9 protein-coding genes and 1 riboswitch are annotated in these 13,354 nt (G+C 61.0%); of the genes, 8 read left to right on the plus strand and 1 reads right to left on the minus strand.

Annotation, left to right across the window (positions count from 1 at the left end; translation table 11 throughout):
• The first annotated feature begins 284 nt into the window (after positions 1 to 284).
• Together ACZM96_RS06430 and ACZM96_RS06435 are read left to right on the plus strand one after the other, a co-directional pair.
• Positions 285 to 2,264, plus strand: coding sequence for an FAD-dependent oxidoreductase (locus ACZM96_RS06430; RefSeq protein ID WP_489488024.1), 1,980 nt, complete (start codon positions 285 to 287; stop codon positions 2,262 to 2,264).
• 21 nt (positions 2,265 to 2,285) lie between these two features.
• Complete coding sequence (locus tag ACZM96_RS06435; RefSeq protein ID WP_489488026.1) at positions 2,286 to 4,088, plus strand: [FeFe] hydrogenase, group A; 1,803 nt, start codon at positions 2,286 to 2,288, stop codon at positions 4,086 to 4,088.
• 136 nt (positions 4,089 to 4,224) lie between these two features.
• Here ACZM96_RS06435 and ACZM96_RS06440 read toward each other — a convergent pair whose 3' ends face one another.
• A complete protein-coding gene (locus ACZM96_RS06440; protein WP_489488028.1) occupies positions 4,225 to 4,701 on the minus strand; it encodes a GNAT family N-acetyltransferase in 477 nt (158 codons plus the stop codon).
• A gap of 805 nt (positions 4,702 to 5,506) precedes the next feature.
• A riboswitch (glycine riboswitch) is annotated at positions 5,507 to 5,591 on the plus strand.
• A 142-nt stretch (positions 5,592 to 5,733) separates the two neighbouring features.
• Between ACZM96_RS06440 and gcvT the strand changes: the two genes are divergently transcribed.
• From gcvT to ACZM96_RS06470, 6 genes are all read left to right on the plus strand, one after another.
• A complete protein-coding gene (gcvT, locus tag ACZM96_RS06445; protein ID WP_489488029.1) occupies positions 5,734 to 6,816 on the plus strand; it encodes a glycine cleavage system aminomethyltransferase GcvT in 1,083 nt (360 codons plus the stop codon).
• Positions 6,817 to 6,916: 100 nt separating this feature from the next.
• A complete protein-coding gene (gene gcvH, locus ACZM96_RS06450) occupies positions 6,917 to 7,300 on the plus strand; it encodes a glycine cleavage system protein GcvH (RefSeq protein WP_489488030.1) in 384 nt (127 codons plus the stop codon).
• A gap of 2 nt (positions 7,301 to 7,302) precedes the next feature.
• Positions 7,303 to 8,622: an aminomethyl-transferring glycine dehydrogenase subunit GcvPA gene (gcvPA, locus tag ACZM96_RS06455; RefSeq protein ID WP_489488032.1), complete on the plus strand. Its 1,320-nt coding sequence runs from the start codon at positions 7,303 to 7,305 to the stop codon at positions 8,620 to 8,622.
• A complete protein-coding gene (gene gcvPB / locus ACZM96_RS06460; RefSeq protein WP_489488033.1) occupies positions 8,619 to 10,052 on the plus strand; it encodes an aminomethyl-transferring glycine dehydrogenase subunit GcvPB in 1,434 nt (477 codons plus the stop codon). Before gcvPA ends, gcvPB begins: the two co-directional genes overlap by 4 nt.
• 648 nt (positions 10,053 to 10,700) lie before the next feature.
• Positions 10,701 to 11,348 (plus strand): hypothetical protein, encoded by a 648-nt coding sequence (locus ACZM96_RS06465; RefSeq protein ID WP_489488034.1) that lies wholly within the window; start codon positions 10,701 to 10,703, stop codon positions 11,346 to 11,348.
• A 26-nt stretch (positions 11,349 to 11,374) separates the two neighbouring features.
• On the plus strand, positions 11,375 to 13,354 hold a 1,980-nt coding region (locus ACZM96_RS06470; protein WP_489488036.1), incomplete at its 3' end, for an autotransporter outer membrane beta-barrel domain-containing protein.

Consider the following 13,354-nt stretch of genomic DNA (forward strand, 5'->3'; position numbering starts at 1 on the left):
GCGCCGCGCCTTTTCCGAAACGCGCATTCCCTCCATAGTCTGCACCGCCCCCTTTGCGGCGCGCACAGGGCGCTTCCGGCCCCGACGGCGCAAAAAACAGCGCCTCCCAGCATCCGCGCCCCGCCTTTCTCAGGACCGTTTGCGCCCGCAGCATTTCGGCTCTTTACGAAGATTGCTTTTTTACCTACATATACCCGATAGTCTGAATATAAGGTTGAAGACAGCCTGAAGATAGACCGTTTCCGGCGACCATTTACACCGCACCACCAAGGAGGCTTTGCCCTATGCCGCAGCTGATTTACGGAGTCTGGGACAATGTCGTGTACGACAACCGCGGAACCGCGGCTCCCACCGCTCCCGAAGACCTGCCGCTGGAACTTTTCGATCAGTTCAACGAGGGGAATCCCACGGAAATTTTCCTCAGCAACCGGGGATTTCTGGTGTTTTCCCGCACGGCGAGCCTTGTCTGGGCGCTGTGGAAGCACCATCAGCGCCTTGCCGCCGAATCCTGCGGCAAGTGCTCCCCCTGCCGCGCAGGCTCGCCCATTCTCGCTCAGGAACTGGCCAAGGCCTGCCGCGGCGAGCTCGTGCAGTGGGAGGAAGTGCGCGACATCACCGAACAGATGCATGAAACCGCACTGTGCGGCGTGGGCCGCACCGGAACCACGCCCCTGCTCGACGCCCTCACCCATTTTCCCGACGAACTCCGTCCCTTCCCCCTTCACAGCGACGCGGGCTTCTATTCCGTGACCACGAGCCCGTGCATCGAAGCCTGTCCGAGCCACGTGAACGTACCCCGCTACATCGACTACCTGCAGGACGGTCACAACGATCTTGCCGCCGGCGTGGTGCTCAATCACTATCCGCTTGCCGGAAGCTGCGGCCGCGTGTGCGTGCGCTACTGCGAAAAGGCCTGCCGCCGCGGTCAGGTGGACGAACCCGTGGACATCAAGAATCTCAAGCGCTTCGCCGCCGATGAAACCATCGTGCCCGGCATTCTGAAGCCCGAACCCTGCCCCACCACCAAGAACAAGCGCGTGGCGGTCATCGGCGCGGGGCCCGTGGGCGTGACGTGCGCCTATCAGCTTCTGGAAACGGGCTACCCCGTGGACATCTACGAAGCCCACGACAAGGCCGGCGGCATGGTGCGCTACGGCATTCCCTTCTATCGCCTGCCCAAGAACGTGCTCATGCAGGAAAACGAACTCGTCAAGGACATGGGCGGCATGTTCTTCTTCAATCAGAAGCTCGGCCGCGACTTCCACATCGACGATCTGTTCCGCCGCGGCTACAAGGCCGTGTTCATCGCCACGGGCTGCCCGCTCGGCGGCTACCTCGGCATGGAAGGCGAAGACACCAGCCTGCCCACCTATGAAAACGGCATCGACTTTCTGGAAAAGGTGCACGACACGCTCGAAAGCGGCGAAACCCCGACCCTCGACGGCGACGTGGTGGTCGTGGGCGGCGGCAACGTGGCCATGGACTGCTGCCGTTCCGCCGTGCGCATGACCCGCGGCAAGGTGCATCTCGTGTACCGCCGCACCGAATCCGACGCCCCGGCCGATCGCGAGGAAATCGTGGAAGCCGGTCACGAAGGCGTGGAATTCCATTTTCTTTCCGGTCAGCAGTCGCTGGTGGTGGAAAACGGCAAAATCACGGGCCTGCGCTGCGTGAAGATGCAGCAGACCGAACCCGACGAGAGCGGCCGCCGCGGCGTCAAGCCCATTCCCGGTTCGGAATTCGTCATTCCCTGCGACTACGTCATTGCGGCCATCGGTCAGAAGAGCGATCCGGCCATGCTCACCGAGGCCGACGGCATCGCCCTCGACCGCAAGAACTGCATCATCGTGGACGCCTATCAGGCCACCTCGCGCCCCGGCGTGTTCGCAGGCGGCGACGGCACCACCGGCCCCCGCACCAAGGGCCCGAGCGTGCTCATTCACGGCATGGCGCAGGGTTCCATCGGCGCGCAGGCCATCGCCAGCTATCTGGAATACGACCGTCCGCCCTTCCTCGCCCGCGAGCGCATCAGTCAGCTCATCCAGCAGGCGGGCCTGCTCGGCGACGACCCCGTCTGCGGTCAGGAAAAGAAGCCCCGCGTGAAGCTCAACGAACTTTCCCCGGCCGAACGCGCCCACAACTTCAAGGAAGTGGAACTCGGCATGTCGCAGGAGGAAGCCTGGCAGGAAGCCAGACGCTGCATGCGCTGCTATCGCATTCTGTCCGTGGTTACCCGCTCCCCCATCCCCGGCTTCAAGGCCTAACCGTTTATGAGAGAATCCGCCATGAACGCATCCATCAACGGACGTGAGTACACTTTCGAGTCGGGAGAAACCATCCTTCAGGTGGCCCGGCGCAACAACATATTCATTCCCACCCTCTGCCATTTCCAGCCGCTCGATCACAAGCCCGGCACCTGCCGCGTGTGCCTTGTGGAGGCAACCGACAAAAACGGCCGCACCGAAATGGTCACCTCCTGCAACACCCCCATGGAAGAGGGCATGCGCGTGAACACCAGATCCGCCCGAGTGCGCAACATGCAGCGCCTGCAGGTGGAACTCGTGTTCGCCGATCACGATCAGGACTGCGCGGCCTGCGCCCGTCACGGCGACTGCGAGCTTCAGGATCTCGCCGAATACGTGGGGCTTTCCACCAACCGCTTCGCCCCGCGCCTTGCGCACGACCGCCCCTTCGACAACACCATGCACGGCATGGTGCGCGACATGACCAAGTGCATACGCTGCCTGCGCTGCGTGGAAGTGTGCCGCAAGGTGCAGGGCGTGGCCGCCCTCACCGTGGACGGCACCGGCACCGGCGCGCACATAGGCGTGGGCATGGCTCCCAGTCAGAACACCTCCGCCTGCATCCAGTGCGGCCAGTGCACCCTCGTATGCCCCACGGGCGCGCTCGCCGAACGCGATGAAAACGACGAAGTGCTCGACTACCTCGCCAATCCCGAACTCACCACGGTGTTCGCCTTCGCGCCCTCGGTGCGCGTGGTGGTCGGCGAGGAATTCGGCCTCGCCCCCGGCGAAAACGTGGAAGGACGCATCGTGGCCGCCCTGCGCCGCCTCGGCGCGGACATCGTCATCGACACCGACTTCGCCGCCGACGTCGTCATCATGGAAGAAGGCACGGAACTGCTCGGCCGCATCAGAAACGGCGGCAAGCTCCCCATGTTCACGTCCTGCTGCCCCGGCTGGGTGAGCTACGCCGAAAAGCACTGCCCGGACATTCTGCCCTACGTGTCCACCACCCGTTCCCCGCAGGCCGTGTCGAGCTCGCTGGTCAAGAGCTACCTTTCCGAAAAGATGGGCGTTCCGGCGCGCAGAATACGCAACGTGTCCATCATGCCCTGCACGGCCAAAAAAGACGAGGCCGCCCGCTCCCAGCTCTACACCAACAATCAGCCCGACACCGACGTGGTCATCACCGTGCGCGAACTCATCCGCCTGCTGCGCCGCACGGGCATTGATCTCGCCTCCCTGGAACCCGAACCCTTCGACAACCCCTACATGAGCGATTCCACCGGCGCGGCCGTCATTTTCGGCACCACCGGCGGCGTGATGGAAGCGGCCGTGCGCACCGTGTACGCCGTGCTCAATCACAAGGAACTGCCCGGCGTGGACGTGGCTCCCGTGCGCGGCATGAAGGGCCTGCGCGAGGCCGACGTGGACCTCGGCAAGGAACACGGCGTCATCAAGGTGGCCGTGGCTCACGGCCTTGCCAACGCGCGCATGCTCGTCGATCAGGCCCTCGCGGGCGAATCGCCCTACACCTTCATTGAAGTCATGGCCTGCCCCGGCGGCTGCGTGGCCGGCGGCGGCACCTGCCGCGTGAAGAAGAACTACCATCCGCACGCGCGCGAACGTCAGCAGGGCCTGTACGCCATCGACAGCCACAAGCCCCGCCGGCAGTCGCACAACAATCCGCAGGTCGTCAAGCTCTACGAGGAATATCTCGGCGAGCCCAATTCCCACAAGGCGCACGAACTGCTGCACACCCACTACACCGACCGCAGCAAGGTGCAGACGGAAAGCATTTCCGCCACCAAGAAAAAGCTGACGCTCACCGATCAGTCGGCCTGAGCGGCCGCCGCCTGCGCATGAACCTGGGCCGCCCTTTCCGGGGCGGCCCTTTCTTTTTGCCGTTCCCGGCTTCGGATTTTCCGCTGACGCCCGAGACCGTGAACGCAGCCTTTTCCGCCCCGGAACAGCTCCGCCTCTAGCGGGCAAGATTCTTCAGCGTGTCTCCGGCTATCCTGTACACCGTCCAGTCCTTCATGGGCTCCGCGCCAAGGGAAAGATAAAAATCGATGCTCGGCCTGTTCCAGTCGAGACACCACCACTCCAGACGGCCGCAGCCGCGTTCCACGGCAAGGGCGGCGAGCTTCTTCAGCAGCGCCTTTCCGCAGCCTCTGCCGCGGCATTCCGGCCGGACGTACAGATCTTCCAGATAGATGCCCGCCCTGCCGAGAAACGTGGAAAAATTATGGAAGAACAGGGCGAAGCCGACTTCCCTGCCGTTTTCAAGGGCAAAGCCGACTTCCGCCTTTTTCCGGTCAAAAATCCATTCTTCCAACGTCGCCTCATCCGCGACGACTTCGTGCCGCAGCTTCTCATACTCTGCCAGTTCCCTGATGAACTGCAAAATAAGAGTGGTATCTTTTCGTTCCGCAAATCTGAAACTGAATTCCGTCATGCCTCTCCTCCCTGCCCCTGCGGGGCGGCTTTAGCGTTATGTCTGCCCGTGCGCCATTCAAGAATCTCTGCCCGCGCGAGCGGACCAGGCTTGCCGATGCTGAAAGAGAGCGCGAGTCTCTCCTGCCCCTGCGGGGCGACTCTTGTTCTAACGCAATGTTTCCGCCGGGGACAGCTGTCGGCCCGATGCCTCCGCGCGCCGCGCCTGCATATCTCCGCCGCGCCGTCCCTCGACAATCCCGCAGCTTCCCCGAACGGCCGTCCTTTCTTCGGTTCCGTCCGCCGTCCTTTCTTCTCGCCGTGGTTCGACCGGCCGCATCCTTTCGTTCCTCGCCGCCGTGCTCAAGCTCTCCTTCGGCAGTGCTCTCCCCCGCGGCTCCCCTTTCCCCGCTGCAATCCCGTCTCTTGGCCCTGACTTTTCCCTCCCCCGCCTCTCTCACGCATCCCCTTGGTTCCGCCCGCCTTCTGCGCCCTGCGCCTCTTCCTTTTTCCCTCGCCCCATATTCCCTCGCCCCATATTCCCTCGCCCCTGCCTCGCACGCTCCTGAGTCCTGCCCCGCGCCGACGGACGCGCCCCCCGTCTTTGCCCCGCCTTTCGGAACAGTTCCGTTCCAGCCCTGCACTTCCGTCTCACATTCCTGTTCCACTCGTGAAAAAATACGCTTTCCCGGTGAAATCACAAACTTTTTTTCCGGCATTCGCCCGCCTCCCCTTGACCTCGCTCCGCCGCCGTGCTACCTTTTTTTTGAATTAAAAAACAGCGAAGGCTGTTTTCCCAAAGCGCATAGAGATCCGGCATGACTTGGTTGAAGAAACCGGGAGAGATCACCCTTGCAGGGTGGAGCCGAAGGGGCCGCAAGAACTCTCAGGCAAAAGGACCGGTTTTGGACAAACTCTGGAAAGCAGGCATGCACCCATGAGGCAATCCGCGCGGCGGAGAATCTTTCAGGTTGGTAACAGAGGCACAGAGGACGAAGCAATTCGTCTGCTGTGCCTCTTTTTTTTATTTTCTTTTTTCGCAGGAGAAGGTTCCATGGAACTCAAGACCCCTCTTTACGACGTACACGTCGCGGAAGGCGGAAAGATCGTCCCCTTTGCGGGCTATCTTCTGCCCGTGCAGTACCCGACAGGCGTCATCAAGGAACACATGGCCGTGCGTCAGGCGGCCGGCCTGTTCGACGTCTCCCACATGGGAGAAGTGCTCTTCACCGGCCCCACGGCCCTGAAAAACCTGAACCACCTGCTCACCAACGATTTCACCAGCATGCCCGTGGGCAAGGTGCGCTACAGCGTCATGTGCAATGACAAGGGCGGCGTCATCGACGACCTCGTCGTGTACAAGTTCTCCGACGAAGAATATCTCGTCGTGGTCAACGCCGCCAACCGGCACAAGGACTACGCCCACATGGCCGCCAATCTTCTGCCCGGCACCAAGGCCGAAGACATTTCCGACTCCGTGGCCCAGCTCGCCCTTCAGGGCCCTGCCGCGCCCGCCATTCTCAAGAAGCTGGTTCCCGAGGACAAACTGCCGCAGAAGTACTACACCGCCGTGCGCGACGTGGACATCGCCGGCATGAAGTGCATGATCTCCCGCACGGGCTACACCGGCGAGCTCGGCTACGAAATCTACACCGCGCCCGAAAACGCCGTGAAGCTCTGGAAGACCCTGCGCGAGGCCGGCGAGGAATTCGGCCTCATTCCCTGCGGCCTCGGCGCGCGCGACACCCTGCGCCTTGAAGCCGCCATGCCCCTGTACGGCCACGAAATGGACGAAACCATTTCGCCCCTCGAAGCCGGTCTCGACTTCGGCGTGAAGCTGAACAAGGAAGAATTCATCGGCAAGGACGCCCTCGTGGCCGCAGGCGCGCCCACCCGCGTGCGCGTGGGCCTCGAAGTCACCGGCCGCGGCATTGCCCGCGAGCATCAGCCCGTGTTCATCGGCGACACGCAGATAGGCATGACCACTTCCGGCACCCACTGCCCCGCCGTGGGCAAGGCGCTCGCCATGGCCCTCGTGGACGTCGCCCACAGCGCCCCCGGCACCGAAGTCGAGGTGGACGTGCGCGGCCGCAGGGTCGGCGCAGTCATCGTGCCCCTGCCCTTCTATCACCGCTAGGCGGCAGGCCCGACGTTTTCTCTCCCCGCAGGCCGCCGAAAAAAGCGCGGCCTGCGCAACCTTCTTCGTTGAACCTTCTATCGTCTCTTTGGAGGATGCCATGTCTCACATTCCCGCCGAACTCAGATACTCCGCGTCTCATGAATGGATCAAGAACGAAGACGGTCTTTCCGTCATCGGCCTCACCGACTTCGCCCAGAAGTCCCTCGGCGACATCGTGTTCATCGATCTGCCCCAGGAAGGCGACTCCGTCACCGTGGGCGACTCCTTTGCCGACGTGGAATCCGTGAAGGCCGTGTCCGGCGTGTTCAGCCCCGTGACCGGCACCGTGGCCGCCGTGAACAGCGAACTCATCGACAACCCCGCCCTGCTCAACGAAAAGCCCTACGAAGCCTGGCTCATCAAGGTTTCCGACGTGACCGCCGTCGGCGATCTGCTGGACGCCGCCGCCTACGAGGCCGTGTGCAAGAACGAGGAGGCCTAGGCATGGGCAGCTACATTCCCGCCACGTCGGAAGAACGTCAGGCCATGCTCGCAAGCCTCGGCCTGCATTCCACCGACGAACTTTTCGCCTCCGTCCCGCCGGAAGTGCGCCTGCACTCGCTGAACCTGCCCGACGGCCTGAGCGAGATGGAAGTTTCGCGCAAGGTGCGCGACATGGCGGACAAGAACGTCCGCTTCCGCAGCATCTTCCGGGGCGCGGGCGCGTATCGCCACTACATTCCCGCCGTCGTGAAAACCGTGACCTCCCGCGAGGAATTCGTCACGGCCTACACGCCCTATCAGGCGGAAATCAGTCAGGGCGTGCTCCAGTCCATCTTTGAATACCAGACCCAGATCTGCGAACTCACCGGCATGGACGTGTCCAACGCCTCGGTCTATGACGGCGCCGTCGCCGCGGCCGAAGCCGTGCTCATGTGCCTGGATCGCCGCAGACACGGCGTCGTGCTGGCCGGCACCGTCGATCCGCAGGTCATCACCGCCGTGCAGACCTACTGCGAAAGCCGCAGCGTGCCCGTCACCGTGCTGCCCGTGAAGAACGGCGCCACCGATCCCGCCGATCTCGCCGCCGCCCTTTCCGAAAGCACGGCCTGCGCCCTCGTGCAGAGCCCCAACTACTTCGGCGTGCTCGAAGACATGGACGCCCTTGTCGCCGCCACCCACAACGCCGGCGCAAAAATGGTCATGAGCGCGAATCCCATTTCCCTCGGCATTCTGAAAACGCCCGGCGAATACGGCGCGGATATCGCCGTGGGCGAAGGACAGCCCCTCGGCATGCCCCTCGGCTTCGGCGGCCCGTATCTCGGATTCATGGCCTGCCGCAAGGAACTCATGCGTCACCTGCCCGGCCGCATCGTGGGCGAAACCGTGGATCACGAAGGCCGCCGCTGCTTCGTGCTCACCCTCCAGGCCCGCGAACAGCACATCCGCCGCGAAAAGGCCTCGTCCAACATCTGCTCCAACGAAGCGCTCTGCGCCATGACCGCCTCGGTGTACCTCGCGGCCATGGGGCCGAAGGGCCTCGCCCGCGTGGCCGAAAACTGCGCCGCCCATGCGCACTATCTGGCTGCAAAGCTGGCCGAAATTCCCGGATTCTCCCTGCGCTGCGAAGGCAGGGAATTCTTCCACGAATTTCTCACGAACTGCCCCGTGGATCCGGAAGTTCTCTGCGCAAAGCTCGCCGAAAAGGGCATTCTCGGCGGCCTTCCCGTGGACGGCGGCCTGCTCTGGTGCTGCACCGAACTTTGCAGCAAAAACGACATGGATGAACTCGTCACCGCCATCCGGGAGGTGTGCGCACAATGAAACTCCTCTTTGAAAGAAGCCGTCCCGGCCGCTGCGAAACCCTCATTCCCGCCTGCGACGTGCCCGCGGTCGAATTTTCTTCGTCCGCGCTGCGCGCCTCGGCTCCCCGTCTGCCCGAAATCTCGGAAATCGACCTCGGCAGACACTACACCGAACTCGCTTCCCAGACTCACGGCGTGAACAAGGGCTTCTATCCCCTGGGCTCCTGCACCATGAAGTACAATCCCCGGGTGAACGAGGAAATGGCCTCGCTCCCCGGCTTTACGGACATCCATCCGCTCCAGCCCGCCGAAACCGCCCAGGGCTGCCTTGAGGTGCTCTTCAAGACCGAACGCCTGCTCTGCGAAATCACCGGCATGGACGGCATGACCTTCCAGCCCGCCGCGGGCGCGCACGGCGAATACACCGGTCTGCTGCTCATCCGCCGCTATCATCAGTCGAGAAACGACGCGGCCCGCACCAGGATCATCGTGCCCGACTCCGCTCACGGCACCAATCCCGCCTCGGCCACCATGGCGGGCTTCACCGTGGTTTCCGTGCCCTCCAACGCCGAGGGCGGCGTGGACCTCGAAGCCCTCAAAAAGGCCGTCGGCCCCGATACCGCAGGCCTCATGCTCACCAACCCCAACACGGTGGGCCTCTTCGATCCCAACATTCTCGAAATCACACGCATCGTGCATGAGGCGGGCGGCCTCTGCTACTACGACGGCGCCAACCTCAACGCCGTCATGGGTCACGCCCGTCCCGGCGACATGGGCTTCGACTGCGTTCACCTCAACCTGCACAAAACCTTCTCCACCCCGCACGGCGGCGGCGGTCCCGGCAGCGGCCCCGTGGGCTGCAAGGCCTTCCTCGAAGCCTTCCTGCCCACCCCCCGCGTGCGCGAAGAAAACGGCCGCTACAGCTTCTTCACCCCTGAACACAGCATGGGCCGCGTGCGCAGCTTCTACGGCAACTTCCTCGTCGTGGTGCGCGCCCTCACCTACATTCTCACGCTGGGCAAAGAAGGCATTCCCGAAGCCTCGGCCATGGCCGTGCTCAATGCCAACTACCTCATGAAGAAGCTCGCCGGCCACTACGACATGGCCTACGACACCCTCTGCATGCACGAATTCGTCATGACGCTCGAAAAGCTGAAGAACGAAACCGGCGTCTCCGCCATGGACGTGGCCAAATCGCTGCTCGATTACGGCATCCATCCGCCGACCATGTACTTCCCCCTCATCGTCCATGAGGCTCTCATGGTCGAACCTACCGAAACCGAAAGCCCCGAAACCCTCGACAACGCGGCCGACGCCCTCCTCGCCATCCTGGAGAAGGCCAAAACCGACCCCGACTATCTCCACGCCGCGCCCCACCACTGCCCCATCGGCCGCCCCGACGAAGTCCGCGCCGCACGCACCCCCGTGCTCCGCTACAACTTTGAGTAAAAGGCAGAAAAGGCAGGAAAGACAGAAGACAGGAAAGGCATGCGGGGGGAATAATTCCCCGACAAAGTCGGGACAAGCCCCCCGCGCCCCCTTGTTTCCGCCTCCCGGCTTCGCCGGTTCGGCGGGACAAAGGGGGACGGGAAAATTATGCGCAGAGCAAAAGCGAACGAAGGAACTGTTCCGGGCTCGGGACAAAAGTTCCTCGTTCCGCCCTTCCACTCCCGACCTCATCTGAAAATTTTACCGTCGAATATTCAATAAAACAGCGCCTCATCAAAAAGCGCCGTCTGTGTCAAAAGCAGACGGCGCTTTTTTGTGCCCTGAGGGGAACCGGCTTCCTCGCTGTCCCATATCTTAATGATGTTCTTCTTTATAAGAAAAACCGCCATTTCCTCATAAAATAATTTACTTTTTCCTTTCGTATAAAAGTTGAAAGTATTCTTTGATAAGAAATTTTATTATCTGTCTTTTCATGTAAGTCTTGTAGAAATATTTTTTCCAAAAATAAAACATAACATATTAAAAAAATAATACTTTTTATAATTATTAAATAAAGATTAAAAAATATAAAAAATAAAAAACTTCTTGAGTCGATAACCATTTTATGCTACCAATAAAATTGTACAGTCAATTCTGGAGGTTATTGACATGCTGACCAAAGGGGCAATCGGCAATCTCATCAACCGTTACAGAGCGGTCCTCAAAAACTGCCATCTCCTGAACACGTTCGGCTCGCTTGCCATGGCAGCTATGCTCGTTGCTGGCGGAGTCTCAAATGCCGACGCCGTGGGAAGTCTCGTCAACGGAACGCATGACATTCTGCAGGACACCGTAATACAGGCCGATGCAACAACAGAAGGAGACCGTACGGCAGGCATCCTTGCCGACTCTGGAGATATGCAGGTCACGATTGCGGACGGTGCGACACTGACGGTCAACAGCAACAACGCCACAGGTTCACGCAATTATGGCATCGTTGCTCAGCAGGGCAGCTCCATCACCCTTTCCGGCGACGTCGACGTGCATGCGGAGGAAGCTACGTCCGGTCAGGAAACCCGACTTTTCCGAGCCAATGGAGGCGACATCACCCTGCAGGGAAACATCTCAGGCACAGCACAATCAACAAACGGCCGTGTACACGGACTGGAAGCATGGAGCAACGGCCATCTTTCCGTTTCGGGGGACAATCTTACCCTGAACCTGAACAGGATTCAGGAATCGCGCTCGGCGTTATCAATGAGGGCGGCGGCCGCTCCTGGATTGATATCGATTCCGATTCCACCCGCATTGACATAGCCACCAACACAGGCCGAATCATCGGTGTGGACAACTACAATAGTCAGGGCTCCGTCTTCAATTTCAATTCAAAAAATACGGTCATCAATCTGCAGGGCGGTAAAGACTACAATAATTACATGCAAGGCATTCTTGCCTATCAGTCAACGACGAACTTCACAGGCAATACCTTCATTACCGTCAAGGGCGGAGCAGGTAAAGATTATGCAACCTATGGCGTCGATGTACAGTGTGATCCGGGCAACGCCTATGATACGACGGTAAATTTCTCCGGAGAAAATACCGTCATCGATGTTTCGGGCAAGCATGAAGTCTATACCGTCCGGCCCTCCGGAGTTCCCGGAACCGTTACCTTTACCGGAAAAACCGCAACGCTCCGCGCGACCTCCGAACTCAGCACTGCTGCGGGCATCTTCAGTCAGTACGGAGCGCACATCAACGTTCAGGCGGCCATGGACATCACGGCAAAAAGTACCGAAGGAGAAGCCTATGGCGTTGTACTTGTGCCCAATCAATATGCAGGAAACGCCGCCTTTGCCAATACGCTGAACATCAACGCCTCTTCAACAAAAGCAAACGCCTTCGGCATTTATAATAGTACAATAGAGGCCACAACCGCTCTTGAAGACAACGGCCACTTTTCCTCTTCAAGCGATGTGTATGTTTCCGCGGTATCTTCCGAAGGCGATGCGCTGGGACTGTACACCGACGGCGAGTCCGCCCGAAACAATCTTACCGGTAATGTAAGCATCAACACTTCCTCGACCAACGGCAACAGCTTCGGCGTGCTGGCTGAAAGCGGCGCAGTCGTGTCACTGGGAAGCGAAGGAAGCAGCACAAGCATCTCCGCAACCGGTCCAGCCAGCACGGCCGTGGCTCTCACCGATCATGCTTCTGTTTCCTTTGCCGGATCCACCGTTCTGAACGCAGATACCGCCCTTGCCGACGACGGTACGGGACTCGTTACCAACAGAGGAGACCTCACCGTTGCGCAGGGAACGGTGTCCGATTTCAGCGGCACCTACAGGCAGACTTCCGGCTCCACGGCGCTCGGCTCGGACAGCGGCTTCTTCGGCGGCGACGTGCTCCTTGAAAAAGGAACGCTTGCCGTCGCCATGACCGAGAATACCGGAGTCACCGCGGGAGCTGACGAGGCCATGCTTTCGCTTGGCAAAAGCGTGACCGTGGCTCAGGGAAAACGTCTTGTGGTAGGCAACGTGGCGGCCGACAGCACCGCTCAGGTGGCCTTCGGAAATAATTCGCTGCTGGTCGTGGACGGCAAGGCGGCCAATGCCGGAGCCATGATTACCGGCACCGGCGCCATTTCCGTGGCGGACGGTTCCCAGCTGTACATTGCCGACGCTCAGGCCGGCAACACCTACACCATCACCGACGGACTCTCTACAAATAAAGATGAATACTGGGATTCCGCCAACCTGCTGGCCGGACGCCTGGTCGAAGCCGAAGTTAATCTGGACGGCGACTCCATCGTTGTGAACACGAAGGCTCAGGACGCCGCCAAGGTGCTGCCCGGCATCATTCCCGTGGCTGCGCTCAACACCATGGTCAGCAACAATCTGAACGACACCGAATCCTCTTCCATGGGCATCCGCTTCCTGAGCCGGGCCGTGGAGCCCATATATATGGGCGATGACGCCAAAGCCGTGGCCACCATCAACGAAGTCTCCCGTGCGGCCGTGACCGCGGGCGTGCAGAACACCGCTCTGCGCCTTGCCGACGCCGGGGTGGATCAGCTCATTCATCATCTGTCGCTGAGCTTCTTCGGCAAGGAAAACAACATCCACAAGGACGGTGTGGACATCTGGGCCACGCCCATGTACGGCAACACCTACACGCACGGCATGGCGGCTTCCGGCGCGGCCGTGCGCGGCAACTACGGCGGCGTCACCCTCGGCGCGGATGCCAAGGTCGGCGAAATTCTCGGCGGCAAGGTGCGCGTGGGCGCGGCCGTCAACGGCGGCGGAGGCAAGTCCGAAACCAGAGGC

Source organism: Mailhella sp. (assembly GCF_057866825.1).